16 protein-coding genes are annotated in these 16,397 nt (G+C 50.3%); 6 read left to right on the forward strand and 10 right to left on the reverse strand.

The genetic code is table 11. From position 1 onward, the window contains the following. Positions 1-159 precede the first annotated feature (159 nt). From pstA to EQU24_RS13670, 3 genes are all read right to left on the reverse strand, one after another. Complete coding sequence (gene pstA / locus EQU24_RS13655) at positions 160-1,455, reverse strand: phosphate ABC transporter permease PstA (protein ID WP_017838963.1); 1,296 nt, start codon at positions 1,453-1,455, stop codon at positions 160-162. Continuing rightward, entirely contained in the window at positions 1,448-2,830 is a 1,383-nt protein-coding gene (gene pstC / locus EQU24_RS13660; RefSeq protein WP_017838962.1) for a phosphate ABC transporter permease subunit PstC, read from the reverse strand. Before pstC ends, pstA begins: the two co-directional genes overlap by 8 nt. Positions 2,831-3,301: 471 nt before the next feature. Further along, a complete protein-coding gene (locus tag EQU24_RS13670) occupies positions 3,302-4,348 on the reverse strand; it encodes a PstS family phosphate ABC transporter substrate-binding protein (protein ID WP_017838961.1) in 1,047 nt (348 codons plus the stop codon). Between the two features lie 182 nt (positions 4,349-4,530). Between EQU24_RS13670 and EQU24_RS13675 the strand changes: the two genes are divergently transcribed. From EQU24_RS13675 to EQU24_RS13690, 4 genes are all read left to right on the forward strand, one after another. Further along, on the forward strand, positions 4,531-6,438 hold the full coding sequence (locus EQU24_RS13675) for a pyruvate kinase (RefSeq protein ID WP_017838959.1): 1,908 nt from the start codon (positions 4,531-4,533) through the stop codon (positions 6,436-6,438). A gap of 458 nt (positions 6,439-6,896) precedes the next feature. Beyond that, positions 6,897-7,670 carry a hypothetical protein gene (locus tag EQU24_RS13680; RefSeq protein ID WP_014148338.1) on the forward strand — a complete coding sequence of 258 codons (774 nt, stop codon included), beginning with the start codon at positions 6,897-6,899 and terminating at the stop codon, positions 7,668-7,670. A gap of 310 nt (positions 7,671-7,980) precedes the next feature. Beyond that, a complete protein-coding gene (locus EQU24_RS13685) occupies positions 7,981-9,105 on the forward strand; it encodes a S1C family serine protease (RefSeq protein WP_017838958.1) in 1,125 nt (374 codons plus the stop codon). A 196-nt stretch (positions 9,106-9,301) separates the two neighbouring features. Continuing rightward, positions 9,302-10,378: an AI-2E family transporter gene (locus tag EQU24_RS13690; RefSeq protein WP_017838957.1), complete on the forward strand. Its 1,077-nt coding sequence runs from the start codon at positions 9,302-9,304 to the stop codon at positions 10,376-10,378. Between the two features lie 44 nt (positions 10,379-10,422). Here the strand turns inward: EQU24_RS13690 and arsA are convergent, their stop codons facing one another. The 5 genes from arsA to EQU24_RS13720 all read right to left on the reverse strand — a co-directional run bounded on the left by arsA (position 10,423) and on the right by EQU24_RS13720 (position 14,891). Further along, entirely contained in the window at positions 10,423-12,177 is a 1,755-nt protein-coding gene (arsA, locus tag EQU24_RS13695) for an arsenical pump-driving ATPase (protein ID WP_017838956.1), read from the reverse strand. Positions 12,178-12,186: 9 nt separating this feature from the next. Next, on the reverse strand, positions 12,187-12,549 hold the full coding sequence (gene arsD / locus EQU24_RS13700; RefSeq protein ID WP_017838955.1) for an arsenite efflux transporter metallochaperone ArsD: 363 nt from the start codon (positions 12,547-12,549) through the stop codon (positions 12,187-12,189). Between the two features lie 235 nt (positions 12,550-12,784). Next, entirely contained in the window at positions 12,785-13,975 is a 1,191-nt protein-coding gene (gene arsB, locus EQU24_RS13710; protein ID WP_014148333.1) for an ACR3 family arsenite efflux transporter, read from the reverse strand. An 18-nt stretch (positions 13,976-13,993) separates the two neighbouring features. Next, the gene (locus tag EQU24_RS13715) at positions 13,994-14,473 is read right to left on the reverse strand and encodes an arsenate reductase ArsC (protein WP_017838954.1); all 480 of its coding nucleotides are present in this window, start codon (positions 14,471-14,473) and stop codon (positions 13,994-13,996) included. A 67-nt stretch (positions 14,474-14,540) separates the two neighbouring features. Beyond that, a complete protein-coding gene (locus tag EQU24_RS13720) occupies positions 14,541-14,891 on the reverse strand; it encodes a metalloregulator ArsR/SmtB family transcription factor (RefSeq protein WP_026129967.1) in 351 nt (116 codons plus the stop codon). Positions 14,892-14,981: 90 nt separating this feature from the next. Here EQU24_RS13720 and EQU24_RS13725 point away from each other — a divergent pair, with 90 nt between their 5' ends. Both EQU24_RS13725 and vapC read left to right on the forward strand, forming a co-directional pair. Beyond that, positions 14,982-15,176 carry a type II toxin-antitoxin system VapB family antitoxin gene (locus EQU24_RS13725; protein ID WP_014148330.1) on the forward strand — a complete coding sequence of 65 codons (195 nt, stop codon included), beginning with the start codon at positions 14,982-14,984 and terminating at the stop codon, positions 15,174-15,176. Continuing rightward, on the forward strand, positions 15,173-15,562 hold the full coding sequence (gene vapC, locus EQU24_RS13730) for a type II toxin-antitoxin system VapC family toxin (protein ID WP_017838952.1): 390 nt from the start codon (positions 15,173-15,175) through the stop codon (positions 15,560-15,562). Before EQU24_RS13725 ends, vapC begins: the two co-directional genes overlap by 4 nt. A gap of 61 nt (positions 15,563-15,623) precedes the next feature. Here the strand turns inward: vapC and EQU24_RS13735 are convergent, their stop codons facing one another. Together EQU24_RS13735 and EQU24_RS13740 are read right to left on the reverse strand one after the other, a co-directional pair. Further along, a complete protein-coding gene (locus EQU24_RS13735; protein ID WP_017838951.1) occupies positions 15,624-15,839 on the reverse strand; it encodes a GDCCVxC domain-containing (seleno)protein in 216 nt (71 codons plus the stop codon). A 41-nt stretch (positions 15,840-15,880) separates the two neighbouring features. Further along, positions 15,881-16,378 (reverse strand): aminoacyl-tRNA deacylase, encoded by a 498-nt coding sequence (locus EQU24_RS13740; RefSeq protein WP_017838950.1) that lies wholly within the window; start codon positions 16,376-16,378, stop codon positions 15,881-15,883. Positions 16,379-16,397 lie beyond the last annotated feature (19 nt).

The raw sequence follows: 16,397 nt of genomic DNA on the forward strand, positions 1-16,397 counted from the left end.
CGGTTTTAATTGAGTTACAGTATTCATAATGTTTAACTTCTATCCGATCGAAAAAGCACCTAACGTTCATGAAGACCTGGCAATCTCCGGATGATGAAAGTTCTCGGGAAATTGAGGGTGCGGAGTGTGTTTGGCGAAAATATCCGCATTGATAAATGTTCACCAACGCCGCTCGAATCGCTTGCGTAAAAACACCGCAATTGCATTCATAGAAATCAAAAACGCCAACAAAACCATGATCGCCGCCGAAGTGCGCTCGACGAAAGCCCTTTCGGGACTATCCGCCCAAAGATAAATTTGCACCGGCAGCACCGTCGCCGAGTCGAAAATGCCTTTCGGTATATCGACGATGAAAGCAACCATTCCTATCATCAATAGCGGTGCGGTTTCGCCGAGCGCCTGAGCCATGCCGATGATGGTACCGGTCAACATGCCCGGCAGCGCCAACGGCAAAACATGGTGAAAGACCGTTTGTAATTTTGACGCGCCCATGCCAAGCGCCGCTTCGCGAATCGACGGAGGCACCGATTTTAGCGCGGCGCGTCCTGCAATGATGATAGTCGGCAAGGTCATCAGGGTCAGCACCAGTCCGCCGACCAACGGCGCGCTACGAGGCAAACCGAAAAAATTGATGAACATCGCAAGGCCTAATAATCCGAATACGATCGACGGCACCGCCGCGAGATTATTGATATTGACTTCGATCAAATCGGTCCATTTATTAGTTGGCGCAAACTCTTCCAGATACACAGCTGTCGCGGCGCCGATCGGAAACGACAGCACCAGCGTGACGAATAATGTGTACATGGAACCCATCAAGGCTCCGCGTATACCGGCCATCTCGGGAGCCCGAGAATCTCCTGAAGTGAAAAAGAAGGTGTTGAAGCGCTTCTTGATTCGGCCCTGTTCAAGCAATTGGTCGACCCAAGCTACTTGATGATCTTTCAAACGGCGCTCGCTTTCCGGAACAGTGCCATCGATATGACCTTTCATCAACATGTCGTAATCGTCGCTGGCCAGGAGCCATATCCTTTCGCTTTGGCCTATCACACTGGGGTCTTCCAGTACCCGGTCGCGCAATTGAAACATCGCGCCGGTACTGATCATCCGGTTCAGATCGCGTATTTGGCGGCGCCCTTTAACTTCGGGAAAGGCCTTACTCAATGACTTTCTTATCAGGGAATTGTAATCGGCTCTCGATATCACCTTATTATCGCGCGTTTGATCCGGATCGATCACGGATTCTAAAAACTCGATATCCAGCGCGATCTGAGTTTGTTGAAATGCGCTATATCCTTTGCCGATGATACTGATAAACAGAATCAACACAAAGACCAAGCCTAAAACGATGCCGGTCAATCCATAAAAACGGAATCGACGTTCGGCTGAACGCCTTTTCGCAATGCCTTTGCGAACTTTTTCCATTGTCGATAATGAATCAGTCCGATTATTCATATTGCTCCCGGTATTTTCTAACGATATGCAATGCAATCACATTCAAAGCCAAGGTCACGACAAACAACATCAAACCCAGCGCGAACGCAGCCAGTGTTTTCGGGCTATCGAACTCTTGATCCCCAACCAATAAGGTCACGATTTGCACCGTCACCGTCGTGACCGCTTCCAGCGGATTGGCCGTCAAGTTGGCAGCCAATCCCGCCGCCATGACTACGATCATCGTTTCGCCGATGGCCCTTGAAGCCGCCAACAAAATACTGCCGACAATACCCGGCAACGCAGCCGGTAAAATCACTTGTTTGATCGTTTCGGCTTGCGTGGCGCCCAAGGCATAGGCCGCATCGCGCAAAGACTGCGGCACGGCATTGATGACGTCGTCGGATAACGAAGATACGAACGGAATAATCATGATGCCCATCACCAAGCCTGCAGCCAAAGCGCTTTCCGATGACACGACCCAACCCCATGATTCGCCGGTTTCGCGAATAAATGGCGCAACTGTCAACGCGGCAAAAAAGCCATAAACGACAGTCGGGATACCCGCGAGAATTTCCAGCGTCGGCTTGGCCGTAGCACGAAGTTTCGAACCGGCAAATTCCGAGAGATAGATGGCTGACATTAAGCCGATCGGCACCGCGACAATCAAGGCGATGGACGAAATCAGCAAAGTGCCCGCAAATAACGGGACCGCGCCAAATGCGCCGGAAGATCCGATTTGATCTGCGCGTAAGGCCGTCTGAGGACTCCATTCCAAACCGAACAAAAAATCGAAAAACGGCACTTGCCTGAAAAATAATAACGATTCGAATACTACCGATGCGACGATGCCGACGGTCGTGAATATTGCGATCGTCGAAGCTAATATCATGAGCCCGGTCATGATCTTTTCGACAACGTTACGGGCCCGGTAATCCTTGCTGATTTTTTTATGCGCCAACCAAATACCGGCCAGGGAGCAGATTAAAACCACGAGGGTCAACGTGGTTCTACTAATTTTTCGGAGTTGGTTATAGCGTTCGGCGGCTTCGGCGATGATTGGATCGACCTGTATGGCAACCTGCATGCCTGCGGCAAAATTTTTGATTTTGTTGAGTTGAAGATTCAGCTTGCTGCTCGGCAGACTTTGGATTTCCTCCGGTAGTGCCGCAACGGTTTGATAAGACAACCATGCGGGTTCGAACGACAACCAGGTCAATATAATGAACAAACCCGGTATCAATCCCCAAAGCGCAGTGTAATATCCGTAATACGCAGGCAAGGAATGCAATTCCCGGAGCGCACCTTCAACAACGGTCGCCGACCGCATCTTGCCGATAAAATAAGCGAGGATGCTTATAATCAGCAAAGTAAACAATAAATAAGGGGTTTGCATGTCTTTTGAAAAATCAGTTACCGTCGTTGGTTAAGATTTAGTTAGCAGTAAGCAGTAAGCAGTAAGCAGTAAGCAGTAAGCGGTAAGCGGTAAGCAGTAAGCGGTAAGCGGTAAGCGGTAAGCGGTAAGCGGTAAGCGGTAAGCGGTAAGCGGTAAGCGGTGAATAGTGAATAGTGAATAGTGAATAGTGAATAGTGAATAGTGAATAGTGAATAGTGAATAGTGAATAGTGAATAGTGAATAGTGAATAGTGAATAGTGAATAGTGAATAGTGAAATGATTCAGCATTTCGAGTAGCTGTCAAGCCCCGATTCACCTTTCACCTTTCACCTTTCACCTTTCACCTTTCACCTTTCACCTTTCACCTTTCACCTTTCACCTTTCACCTTTCACCTTTCACCTTTCACCTTTCACCTTTCACCTTTCACCTTTCACCTTTCACCTTTCACCTTTCACCTTTCACCTTTCCCTTCACATCTCCAATTCCTTCAAATTCCGGACATCATCGGCAAATCGCTTACGCTCATCTACCGGCATTGGAATCAAGCCTTTATCTGTAAGATAACCTTCCTCGCCCCAGGCTTTTTCACTGGTAAATTCCTCCAGAAACTCTTTTAACCCCGGTATCATCGGAACATGCGCTTTTTTTACATAAATATACATCGACCTGGAAACCGGATATGCACCGGAAGCGATTTCATCGAAATCAGGTTCGACACCATCGATTTTCAACCCGAAAAGCCTGTCGGTGTTCTGGTCCAGGAAACTGAAACCGAATATCCCCAGAGCATTCGGATTGGTATCCAGCTTTTGCACGATTAAGTTATCGTTTTCACCGGCTTCAACGTACGCGCCATCCTCTCGTATCGAATGACACATCGTTCTATAGGCGCTTTCATTACTGTCTTTCAAAGCTTTGATGAATGGAAAGGCTTGGCAACCGCCCTCCATCGCTAATTCCACAAACGCATCGCGCGTGCCGGAAGTCGGCGGCGGCCCCATGACTTCGATAGCGGAATCAGGTAATGAAGGATCGATTTGCCGCCAATTAGTATAAGGATTGGGAACGGTTTTTTCGGAACCATCCGGATCGGGAATTTCCTTCGCCAATGCTAAAAACAACTGCTTCAACGTTAAATCAAACGCTTTTCCTCTGTTGGAACGAGCAATTGTGATACCGTCATAACCGACCTTGACTTCGACGATGCTGCTCACCCCATTCTTTTGGCAATCCGCGAATTCAGAACTCTTGATTCTGCGTGAAGAATTGGCGATATCGGGATGTCTTACACCAACGCCCGCACAGAACAGCTTCAAACCGCCGCCGGAACCGGTCGCCTCGACGATCGGCGCCCTGAATCGAGTCATTCTGCCGAACTGCTCGGCGACCACGGTGGTAAAAGGATAAACGGTCGAAGAACCGACAATAACAATATTGTCGCGCACGTTCCTAGCCGAAGCTGTGAAATGAGCGGTCATTAAGGCTAACGCGGCAAATACGAGAAGTTGTTTATTCATGATATTCGGAAATAATGATGAAATGGATATACGAGAAACTTTAATGCCTCAATATGACAACAACATGACAGATGATTGAATACTTGGCCGATTCAACGATAGCCCGAAGGTTCATCAAGTTGTCAAAAAGCACGGCTAAAATCGAACACCGTCTCGCCGCAACATTTTTTTGATGCTTAATCATGACTACGACCGCTAAAGATCATTCCTTCCCGTTCGATAACGACCCCTATCGTGAAATTTTGTCCCAATTGCTCCAAGACATAGCGGAAATCCGGCATAAAGTCGGCCTCAATGCCGAGAAGCGCTTACAAAATTACACGCAGTATTACCGGTCCGGCGTTTTGACGAAAAGCGCGTCGAACTTGGCTCACTACCTGGCGCTTCGGCAATTCGATCTGCGCCATTTACAGGAACGGCTCGCCCAAGCGGGGCTATCCTCATTGGGCCGCGCCGAGTCGTCCGTCATGTCGACACTGGATACGGTCATAGATTTATTGCATAGAGCGCTCGACCCCGGCTATCAAGCAATCGGTAAAAACCCCAGCGAACTCGGCTTCAATCGAGGTCAGCAACTACTCGATCAACACACGGTCGAATTGTTCGGTTCGCATTTCGAAAACAGCAAAGCCCATGTCATGGTCACGCTTGCAAGCGAAGCGGCATGGGATTACAAATTAATCAAGGCGCTGCTTTCGAAGGGCATGACTTGCGCACGGATCAATTGCGCCCACGACGAACCCATTATCTGGCATTCCATGATCAGAAACATCCGCCGCGCCGAAGTCGAAATTGGGAGGGATTGCCGTATCTTGATGGACTTAGCCGGACACAAAATAAGAACCGGACCTATTGAGCTCGGTCCCGCGATCCATCACATCAAGGTCAAGCGGGACGCTTACGGTAACGTCGTCGAACCTGGACGAATCGTATTGTTCGATGCGGCATGCTCGGAACCGTTACTCGAAGGCGAAGACACGCTGTTTCGAGTCGCCATCCCAACGGAATTATTTAAGGTCTTGGCCGCAGGCCACCGCCTCGGTTTCGTCGATGCGCGCGGCAAACAACGTATGCTAACGATTGAGAAGCCGATATCCGAACAAGCATGGTTGGCTTGTTGCGGCCAGCCGGCTTTTTTACCCTCAGGATGCGATCTTACTTGGATGCCGCCTATTGCCGAAAACGAAAACATTCCCGAGGTTGTTTATCGTTTAGGCGAGTTTTCCGGCGCTCCGAAATTGATCAAGGTTTTCAAGGACGACTTTTTATTGCTGACCGATCACGGCATCGACGGTGCACCGGCACAGTACGACGAAAGTGGCGTACCGATAAAACCGGCTCAAATCGGCTGTACATTGTCTTCAGCCATTAGCAAACTCCAACCCACCCAAGCGGTTTGGATAGACGACGGTAAAGTGGGTGCCGTGGTTGACAAGCTAACCGAGGCAGGCGTTTTGCTTAAAATCACTCACGCTCGCAGCAATGGCGTCACGATACGAAGCGATAAAGGCATTAATTTTCCCGAAACCGAACTCGACTTACCCGCTTTAAGCGATAAAGACAGAGAGGATCTCAACTTTGCCTGTACGCACGCCGACATGATCGGCTTTTCGTTTGTCGAATCTCTTGCCGATATGGAATGTTTGATCGAAGAATTGGCGCAACGCGGCGCGACCGATTTACCGATCATCGCCAAGATAGAAACCAACCGAGCCGTTAGAAATCTGCCCGAGATCATTCTCGGCACGATAGGCCGGCACAGTCTCGGCATCATGATCGCTCGAGGCGATTTGGCTGTGGAATTGGGTAGCGCTCGGCTCGCCGAAATCCAAGAAGAATTGCTATGGCTTTGCGAAGCCGCTCACGTACCGGTTATTTGGGCGACACAGGTCTTGGAAACCATTGCCAAAAAAGGCGCTAAATCGCGCCCCGAATTTACCGATGCAGCGATGGCGGTTCGTGCCGAATGCGTGATGTTGAACAAAGGTCCCTATATTCTCGATGCACTGCAGGCCCTGATTAATGTCATGATAAGAATGCAAGAACATCAACGGAAAAAATTCCCCATACTTAGGGCGTTACACTGGTAATCGGAATTCCGACGGGTTTATGCCGCCATTGAATGATCAATGACCAACACAGAAGTGAGCCGGTTTATCGGAGGCACAGAGGGAGACGGTGGAAGCTTTTGACAGCAAGAACGCCGTCAAAAGCGCCGCTTGATTTTAAGGCGTTCCTCAACAGGCACACCCCATAAGCGCCAATTTAGTGCTTACTCTATGGTGCATTATTCGTCATATCGGCATGGGACGCGTTATTTTCTTAAGTTAACGCCTATGATGCAGACTCACCCCACACCTTCCATGAAGTCGCATGATTTTTCAGTATGAAAAGAGTAAACACGATAACAATGCTTTCACAGAGAATTGCTGGAATGATAATCTTGCAAGCAAGATGTAAGTTTAATCGTTTATTGTCTAAAATTTTTTAAAGAGAAATTTCAAACCTATTTGTTTTACAGGATTCCGTTTTGCGTTCAGGAGAAACCATGCATTCAACCAACTCACCGGCTTCGCCATTCAATATCATTCTGCTAACCGCCCTCGCCTGCTTACATACTATCCAAACGGCCAGTGCCGAAACGATGAGAACCGAAGAAGGCGATGCCGCGCTCAGTAGCGGCGCCCCCCATATTCCCGAACCGATGGTCTTCGATATGGTGCGACCGCTCGGAGTCAGGCAAGGCGATGCTGAAGTTAACGTGCTAGCCGAGCACTCGCTACGTACTGGCAATACCGAATGGGCGCCGGAATTCGAATTCGGGTTATTCGACGACTTTGCCATCGAATTTGAACTGCCTTTCGACAATTTAAGGTTAAGCGAATACAAACTAGGTCTGCAAGGCACGATCGGCACCGGTTTTAACGATCACTTCATACACGGCTGGCAAATGATCGGTTATCACGACCGCGATACCGAAAAATATTCCATCGATGCACTGTATTTGGCCGGTTATCGCTTTAATTCCGAGATCAGCAATTTTAATATGATCGGAATGAGGCGCGACGATATGGAGCGCGACGGGCATTTCGTGGGCTTATTCAACACGACTTGGTTTTATGATTATTCCCAGGATTTAACTTTTGGCATTGAAATGAATAATGAGTTTCGCGAAAAGTCCGACTGGACTTATTTGTTGATGCCGCAAATTCATTGGGATATCACCAATCACGCAACATTACAATTCGGCGTAGGCTTAAGCCAAGCCAATCGCAAAGAAACCAATTGGCTTGGATCTTGGCGAATGATTTATGCGTTTTGATCCCGAATATCGTGAACGTTTTTATACTTAGCGAGGTGTTGTTTTCTTCATGGTAGAAGTTATACCTTTCGCACTTCAAATTTTGGCAGTGCCTAAGAAGGCACCGGGGTGCTAGGTCGATTTTTGCTCCTGCAAAATCGACATTCACGGCGTCCTTTGACGGGCTAGATTGCTCGAATAATTTATGTTCAATGCTAACAATGAGTACATGCCGGCATAGCAACGTTCAGATGCAATAGCTTTAACCCTTTTACGTAATTCCTGATAAAGTTTGCCATAACTTTAATAGCAAATGCCCCGCCAATACACCATGCCATCCACTTTATTCATTCAATTATTGAGACTGATCCGTCTGGCCGTATTCGGCGCGATCATTCTTTTTGCCGCTGTCTATATTTTGCAGCATTATCCAACGCTGTTCAGCCCGAAAAGCGCTGAGCCGCGAGCCGTCACGCCGCGCGGCACCCTCACCGAAACGGAATTAACCACGATATCGATTTTTGAGCAAGCCAGTCCCTCGGTCGTCAATATCAGCACGATCGGCAGACGCGTCAACCCCTGGACGCGAGATGTTACACGCGTCCCCAGAGGCAGCGGCAGCGGTTTTTTTTGGGATGAACGCGGATTTATCGTGACCAATCATCATGTATTGGCCGGCGCCTCGGAAGCTTGGGTCCGCCTTCAAGACCAACGCAACCTTCGCGCTTCGTTGGTCGGAACGAGCCCCGAGCACGATCTCGCCGTCCTCCGTATTTTGGTCCCTTTCGACAAAACTACGCCTATCCCTATCGGTTCCAGCAAGGAGCTCAAGGTCGGGCAATCGGTCTTTGCAATCGGCAATCCGTTCGGTTTGGATCATACACTGACTACCGGCGTTATCTCGGCTCTCAACCGTTCGATAGCGCCCGGTCCAGGCCAAACCTACGATGACTTGATTCAAACCGACGCTGCCGTCAATCCCGGCAATTCCGGCGGGCCCTTACTCGATAGCGCAGGCCGATTGATCGGTATCAATACCGCCATTTTTAGTCCATCCGGCGCCAGCGCCGGCATTGGTTTTGCCGTGCCGGTCGACACTATTAATAGAATCGTGCCGATGCTGATAGACAAAGGGCGCTATATCAGACCGGTCATCGGTATCGGTTCCGACAACCGTATCAGCGCGATGATCACGCAAAATCTCGGGGTGACAGGCTTGTTGATTTTGGAAGTCAAGCAGGGGTTTCCAGCCGACAAGGCCGGACTGAAAGGCAGTTCCATCGATGATGCCGGCAACATCATCCCCGGAGATATTATCCTCTCTGTAGAAAATAAATCGGTCCGAGACATGGAAACCTTATTGGATATGTTGGATAAGTACAGCGCCGGCGATGCAATTAAAATCTTAGTATGGCGAAACGGGAAAACCTTCGAGACACAGCTAAGGCTACAATAAGCGAGATAATGTTCTACTCCCTTTTGATTAAAAAACCACTTAAGAAAAAAAAGGGAGTAGTACGTAAATTTAACGCTTGAAATATACTTTCATTGAAAAATGATTAGTAATTCCTCCCCATTCACCGAAATCAGGCATTTTGCAATAACGATGATATGATGAACGATTATTTCATGACATCTTTTATCGAGCGCAGATGAATTATTTTGCGGCTAATTCGCCTTTACGCTATTTAATTCCCGGTATTTTATTGGCCGGATTATTACTCTTGGGCTATTGGGTATTGAGCGAATTTTTATTATCGCTAACTTGGGCTTTCATCATTGCCTATGCGACTTGGCCGGCTTATCGGCGGCTGCGCACTTCATTAAAAGATAACGGCAATCTCAGCGCGTCGATCATGACCGGCATCATTGCCATGATCATTATCCTGGCAGTATTCGGACTTGCCACACTCCTACAAGAAGAAATTAAAATCGCCTATCAGGCATTGGCATTTAATTTATTGCAAGGCCCTTACGAATTACCTGAACCTATCAAACGCATTCCCTGGCTAGGCAATTATTTGCAAGATTGGCTAGATCGACTGATTAGCGACCGGGCTAGCCTTACCGCACAGATAACCGACTTGGCAAGGCAATCGCTAGGTTATCTGGGTAAAATCATGGGGGGACTCGGTTATTACATCATGAAAATCGGGATCGTAACTGTCACGCTATTTTTTTGTTTTAGAGATGGTGAAGATGTTATGGAGCAACTCCATAAAGGTTTGGTGCAATTTCTCGGCAAACATCAAGATATTTACCTACACGCTATCGCCAATACCACTAGCGCCGTCGTTTACGGCTTGGTTCTTACCGCATTGAGTCAAGGACTTTTAGCCGGTTTGGGCTTTTATATCGCTGATGTTCAGGCCCCTGCCCTCTTCGGCGCAATTACTGCCTTACTGGCTTTGGTACCGATGGTGGGGGCCGCTTTGGTTTGGATACCAATCGGCACCACATTAATTTTTATCGACCGGGTCTCGGATGGAATAGGTGTACTTCTATGGGGTTCGTTAGTGGTCAGTACTATCGACAACGTTGTCCGTCCGATTATTATCAGCGGTGCGGGCCGCGTTCCTTTTTTAGTCGTCTTTTTCGGCGTTCTCGGCGGCTTGGCTTCTTTCGGAGCGGTCGGGTTATTTTTAGGCCCAATCATCCTAGCGGTATTATTGGCGGTATGGAGAGCCTGGCTGGAACAACAAAGCGAAGAACCAAATATCAATAGTTAATCGCTTGTCAATACTTTTTTAATTTTCCTTTGCCTGATCCATTATTATTTTGATGACAACAGGGCTCGCAGACGCTCCACGCCGACCGGCTCCCGCATTTGCACGGGCACGATGGCCAGTCGCTCGGCATGGTCTTGCCGTATCAAGGCCAATTGCTGTTGCTCTTCGTTTGCGCGTTGCCGCAGCAAAGCCGAGGTAGGCCGGGCCGCTACCAAGCTGCTGTTGACGATCCAGGCCCAGGGCTCGATGCCGGCCCGGCGCAGATCCTCCTGCAGGTTCGCCGCTTCGAGTACCGGGGTCGTTTCGGCCAATGTCGCGATCAACACCTTGGTTTGTTCGGGATCTTGAAGACGCATCATCGGCGTCGTGAACTGCAACGACTTGCCTTCCATGTGCCGGGCGATTTCACGATGATACGATCCGGTCGCATCCAGCAATAGCAGGGTATGCCCGGTCGGCGCGGTATCCATCACGACGAAATGCGCCGAGGCCTCGCGGATGGCACCCGAGAAGGCTTGAAATACCGCGATCTCCTCGGTGCACGGCGAACGCAAATCCTCTTCGAGCAGCGCTCGACCCTGAGTGTCGAGTTTTTTGCCTTTGGTCTCCAGGATATGTTGACGATAGCGTTCCGTTTCCGCTTGCGGATCGATGCGGCTAACCGTCAAATTGTCTATCTCGCCGGCCAGGGTTTCGGTCAAATGTGCAGCCGGATCGGTCGTCGTTAGAAGCACCCGATAACCGCGCTCGGCCAGAGCTATCGCGATCGCGGCGGACAGCGTGGTTTTGCCGACGCCGCCTTTGCCCATCAGCATGATCAAGCCGTGACCCGGTTGAGCCATCTCGTCGATCATCGCCTGCAACGAAGGCAGGTCGGGTAATTGATAATTGCCGTCGGTCGCCTCGGCGGTCTGATGACCCTCATTCAACAACGAACGCAATGCATTCAGGCCGACCAAATTGCAAGGCAACAAGCGGGTGTAATCGGTCTTCAATTCACGCAATGGCTCAGGCAGGGATTTGAGCGCTCGGCTTTCGCGCTGAAAGATCGCCTCGGCCAAAGGATCGGAGATTTCGGATTCGGGCATGCAGCCGTTGATTACCAGATATTGATTGCTCAGACCGGTGTCGGCCAACTCGCCGCTGGTTCGCGCCACTTCCTGTAAAGTAGAGGACTGAGCGCGGGCCACCAGAACCAAGCGCGTGCGCGACGGATCCGAGAGGGCCGCGACTGCCTGTTGATAGCGTTGCTGCTGTTTTTCGAGCCCGGCCAATGGCCCCAGGCAGGAAGCGCCTTCGGGATTGCTTTCGATGAAGTTGCCCCAAGCACCGGGTAATTGCAGCAGGCGAATCGTGTGTCCGGTCGGCGCGGTATCGAAGACGATATGATCGTAACGTTTGATCAGTTCGGCATCGGTCAGTAAAGCGGTGAATTCGTCGAAAGCGGCGATTTCGGTCGTGCAGGCGCCGGACAATTGCTCTTCGATGCTGTTGACCGCCGATTCCGGCAATTTTCCGCGTATCGGACCGACGATGCGCTCGCGGTACAGCGCGGCCGCCTGCACCGGATCGATTTCCAGTGCTTCGAGATTACCGACCTCAGAAATCGGCGCGATGCGGTGGCCGATAGCGGTGCCGAAAACCTGACCGACATTCGACGCGGGATCGGTACTGACCAGCAATACCTTCTTACCGGCATCGGCCAGATGCACCGCCGTGGCACAAGACAAGGAAGTTTTACCGACGCCGCCTTTGCCCGTGAAGAATAAAAACTTTGGAAGCTGCTGTAAAAAATTCATGATCGGCAATCAACAGGAACCCGGTTTGCAGCAAGCGGAAGCGGCGGCCTTGCTTTCGGTAGGCACAATCTCGATGGCGCACCAGCGCCCTAATTCCTCCCGGGAAGGATAGCGTCCGGCCAGCGCGATTTCGCCGTCGACCAACACCAGCGGCAGCCCTTGCTCGCCGGAACGTTCCAGGAAACCATTGACGACCTTGTTGTCGACAAACGCCATCGGCTGCTGAGACAGGTTGTAGCGGACAATGTTTCCGCCCTGTTGTTTCAGCCAATCCACATCGGCCGAGAATGTCACCAATGCTTCGTCCACATCGGCGCCGCACACGCCGGAGCTGCAGCACAACGCCGGGTCGAATATTTCGATGTTTTTCATAGTTATTCACCCTTTTGAAATTGAAAAAATTTATTAAACTATGACGGATTTACAGACGACTATACCCTTTGCTAGTCAAATTTCGGCGTCGGGGTGCCCGTCAAAGGACGCCGTGAATACGTCCATGTAGGCTCTAGGACAGCATCCATGCTGCCAAAGCCTTTGCCGAACACCCAGACGCCTCCATACGCTAATGCCGAAATTTGAAGTGCGATAGGTATAAATAAAACCCGCCTTACCGACTTGATTGCTTGACTGTCTCTTCGGAAAACCAACCTTTCGTTTTTTTGCAGAAACCGACCAAGGCCAGCATCAACGGTACTTCGATCAAAACGCCGACGACGGTGGCGAGCGCCGCGCCGGACGATAAACCGAACAGCATCACGGCGGTTGCGATCGCGACTTCGAAATGATTCGACGCGCCGATCAGCGCAGAAGGCGCGGCGTTTTCATAACTGAAACCCCACAATTTCGCGCCCAGATAGGTGATCGCAAAAATCAATAGAGTCTGAATCGTCAACGGTATCGCAATCCATAGAATCGTCAACGGATTCGCGGTAATCACGTCGCCTTTGAACGAAAACAGCAAGACCAGCGTCAACAGTAACGCTCCGATCGTAACCGGCGTCAACAGATGCAAGAATTTCTTTTCGAACCAAATCGGTCCCTTACTTGCGATAATCCATTTGCGCGAATAATAGCCGGCGAACAGCGGCAGCGCGACGTAAATGCCAATCGACAGCAACAGAGCTTCCCAAGGCACCGGCAACTCGCCGACGCCGAGCAAAAAGCCGCCGATCAGGCCGAACAAGAACAGCATCACTAACGAGTTGATCGCGACCATGACCAGCGTGTGACCGGCATTGCCGCGCGCCAGATATCCCCAAACCAGCACCATCGCCGTGCAGGGCGCGACGCCCAATAGAATGCAACCGGCCAGATAGCTGCGCCAGAGCGGCACTTCGAGCATCTTGATGCCGTCTTGCAACACGACGGTACCGGAACCGTATTCGCTGCCGACCGGCAAATCCAGGCCGAAGGGCATCTTGACCAGATCGACCGCATCGGCGCCGATCAGTTCGTAAAACACACCGCCCAGAAATAACGTGGCGATGGCGTACATCGTGAACGGCTTGATCGCCCAGTTGACGAACAAGGTCAGCGACACGGGCTTGATGCTTTTGCCGGCCTTGACGACTTCGGCGAAGTCGATCTTGACCATTATCGGATACATCATGAAGAACAGACACACCGCGATCGGTATCGACACGACCGGCGCGCCATTCACATCGATACTCATACCGTCGAGTGTCTTCGCAAACTCCGGTGCGAACACGCCGAGCAGAATGCCGACGACGATGCACAGCGCCACCCACAATGTCAGGTAACGTTCGAAAAAGCCTATATCATGTGTTTTTTCGGTCATAATGCCTCCTCACGGCTCTCAAGCCGACAACTGGCCGATTTCGTTGAGTTTACGGGTCAATTCGTCGCGCGGCATCGCTTCCAACGGCAGCTCAAGCATGGTCTTGACGCGCAACTCCAGCGTCGCGAAGGTTTGCTCGAACGCGGCAATTTTCTCTTCCTCGCTGCCTTCGACATGGCCCGGATCGGACACCCCCCAATGCGCCCGTACTGCCTTGGTCAGATAAACCGGACAGGTTTCGCCGTGTGCGCTGTCGCAGACCGTGATCACGATATCCATCGGCTGATGCTCGAAATCCTCCCAGGACTGGCTTTGATAGCCTTCGGTCGGCAAGCCGTGACGCTTCAAAGTCGCCAGCGCGCCCTGGTTGATCCGTCCTATCGGATGACTGCCGGCCGAAAAGGCTTGGATGCGGCCCTGGCCGTGATGATTGAACAGGGCTTCGCCCATGACGCTGCGGCAGGAATTACCGGTACAGACAATCAGAATGTTTAGCATGTTTGATCCTAAATGGTAGTTATTAATAATTTGTTATTCGAATAAGCATATATTTAAATCAAAATTTTTAGTCGCAAAACGCCATTTCCGGACGGCAGCCCATCTGCCGCAGGCGATCCAGATCGTTTCCGAAGGATACGCCCGATTGAACCGCTTTCAACGCGTCGTCGAGCAGCGGATAGGCCCAGCCCGGCAAATCCGGGTTGATACGGTAAAACACCCACTGCCCTTCGCGGCTGTCGAGCAACAAACCGGATTGACGCAACAAGGCTAAATGCCGCGAGATTTTCGGCTGCGACAGAGCCAAGGCCGCCGTCAATTCGCAGACGCAGAGTTTGCCTTCAAGGTGCAGCAAGGTCACGCAGCGCAGACGGGTGTCGTCGGCAAGGCATTTGAAAAATTGGACCGGTGTCAGCATAGTGAACATAGTATATATGAAAAAACGCATATTGTATCAATCGAGCTTCTAAATGTGTAAATTATCTGCTTTTACACACATTGCAATCCCATGAGAACCAATATAGTAATCGACGATGAACTCATGACCGAAGCCCTCAAGGCAAGCGGTCTGACAACCAAAAGAGAAGTCGTGGAGCAAGGTCTTAAACTGATCGTTCAGCGCAGCAACCAACAAGCTATTCGCAAATTGAGAGGCCGACTCAAATGGGAGGGGAATCTGGACGAGATGCGAGGTGGAAAATGATATTGGTCGATACCAGTGTCTGGATAGATTATTTCAACGGCAACATCAATGCTCAAACCGACGCACTGGATGCCGCGCTAATCGAGGGCACAGTTGCGATTGCCGACCTGATTTTTCTGGAAATACTGCAAGGTTTCAAAAGCGATAAGGACTATCAGATAGCCAAAGAAAGATTGGCCTCGATCGATCAATACTCCATATTCAATAGCGGCATGGTCGAAAAATGCGCGCAAAACTTTCGAACTTTACGCAAAAGAGGCATCACTATCAGAAAAACGAATGATGTCATCATTGCGACTTATTGTATCGAGTACCGACTTCCTCTTCTTTACATCGACCGTGATTTCGAACCTTTTGTGAAATATCTCGGCTTGATAGCGGCTTGACTGATGAAGCTTGAAATTTTCAAGACAAACCAATCCTGGCGCTTAGTCAGTCAATTCTGGACTACCCGCCGCAACACGAGCCCTGTTGCTGAATCGGCGGGCATTTGACCGAACCGTAAGAGCAAAACACGCAGCAATCGCCGGGTTTCGGTTTGAGCAGGGTTCCGCAGGTCTTGCATTCGTAAAAGTACCAACAGGCATCGGTCGACATCGTTTCCGTTTCGGCATGTCCGCAGTTTGGGCAGGTAATCGTCGATTCGAAAATGACGGCGCTCATTGAATCTCCTTTTGACTACCAATAACAGATACGGCTAATTTTTAGGAAGCTTTTACAAATTTCCCGACAGCGGCGCTCGACATGACCCGGCGCAAATCGTCGGCATTGATATCTAAAGCATATCCCAATATGCCGCTGCCAATAACAACCCGTGCGTAATTAAAAACGCCTTCATCGACGAGTATGCGAATCGAATCGGGTAAAGCAATAGGCGGTACCGCGCCAATCGGAAAACCGGTTGCTTGCAAGACCTCTTCCGGTTCCGCCATTGCCAAACGGCGTTCGCTTAACTGTTTGCGCAGCACGCCCCAATCGACGCGGCCGCCGCCGGCGACCGCCAACAAAACAAAATCGCCGGACCCTGTTCGAAACAATAAACTGCGTACAATTTGCTCAGGATCGCGACTGATGACTGCCAAGACCTCTTCGAGTGACCGAACCGGCTTTTTATCAGGGTCGAGAGGGATTTCGATCCATTCGTATTTAATTCCCATCTCGTCGAATAAACGTGAGACAGGAGATTTCAATTGATCGGTCATCAGTGACTCCTAATAATGG

This window comes from Methylotuvimicrobium buryatense, assembly GCF_005931095.1.
Classification (GTDB): domain Bacteria; phylum Pseudomonadota; class Gammaproteobacteria; order Methylococcales; family Methylomonadaceae; genus Methylotuvimicrobium; species Methylotuvimicrobium buryatense.

What these genes read in the sequence shown, in the direction of transcription:
- EQU24_RS13680 (WP_014148338.1), top strand. Translation starts at nt 6,897, where the DNA reads ATGCATTCAACCAACTCACCGGCTTCGCCATTCAATATCATTCTGCTA.
- arsD (WP_017838955.1), bottom strand. Translation starts at nt 12,549, where the DNA reads ATGAAAAACATCGAAATATTCGACCCGGCGTTGTGCTGCAGCTCCGGC.
- arsA (WP_017838956.1), bottom strand. Translation starts at nt 12,177, where the DNA reads ATGAATTTTTTACAGCAGCTTCCAAAGTTTTTATTCTTCACGGGCAAA.
- pstA (WP_017838963.1), bottom strand. Translation starts at nt 1,455, where the DNA reads ATGAATAATCGGACTGATTCATTATCGACAATGGAAAAAGTTCGCAAA.
- EQU24_RS13725 (WP_014148330.1), top strand. Translation starts at nt 14,982, where the DNA reads ATGAGAACCAATATAGTAATCGACGATGAACTCATGACCGAAGCCCTC.
- arsB (WP_014148333.1), bottom strand. Translation starts at nt 13,975, where the DNA reads ATGACCGAAAAAACACATGATATAGGCTTTTTCGAACGTTACCTGACA.
- vapC (WP_017838952.1), top strand. Translation starts at nt 15,173, where the DNA reads ATGATATTGGTCGATACCAGTGTCTGGATAGATTATTTCAACGGCAAC.
- EQU24_RS13690 (WP_017838957.1), top strand. Translation starts at nt 9,302, where the DNA reads ATGAATTATTTTGCGGCTAATTCGCCTTTACGCTATTTAATTCCCGGT.
- EQU24_RS13740 (WP_017838950.1), bottom strand. Translation starts at nt 16,378, where the DNA reads ATGACCGATCAATTGAAATCTCCTGTCTCACGTTTATTCGACGAGATG.
- EQU24_RS13715 (WP_017838954.1), bottom strand. Translation starts at nt 14,473, where the DNA reads ATGCTAAACATTCTGATTGTCTGTACCGGTAATTCCTGCCGCAGCGTC.
- EQU24_RS13685 (WP_017838958.1), top strand. Translation starts at nt 7,981, where the DNA reads ATGCCATCCACTTTATTCATTCAATTATTGAGACTGATCCGTCTGGCC.
- EQU24_RS13720 (WP_026129967.1), bottom strand. Translation starts at nt 14,891, where the DNA reads ATGCTGACACCGGTCCAATTTTTCAAATGCCTTGCCGACGACACCCGT.
- EQU24_RS13675 (WP_017838959.1), top strand. Translation starts at nt 4,531, where the DNA reads ATGACTACGACCGCTAAAGATCATTCCTTCCCGTTCGATAACGACCCC.
- pstC (WP_017838962.1), bottom strand. Translation starts at nt 2,830, where the DNA reads ATGCAAACCCCTTATTTATTGTTTACTTTGCTGATTATAAGCATCCTC.
- EQU24_RS13670 (WP_017838961.1), bottom strand. Translation starts at nt 4,348, where the DNA reads ATGAATAAACAACTTCTCGTATTTGCCGCGTTAGCCTTAATGACCGCT.
- EQU24_RS13735 (WP_017838951.1), bottom strand. Translation starts at nt 15,839, where the DNA reads ATGAGCGCCGTCATTTTCGAATCGACGATTACCTGCCCAAACTGCGGA.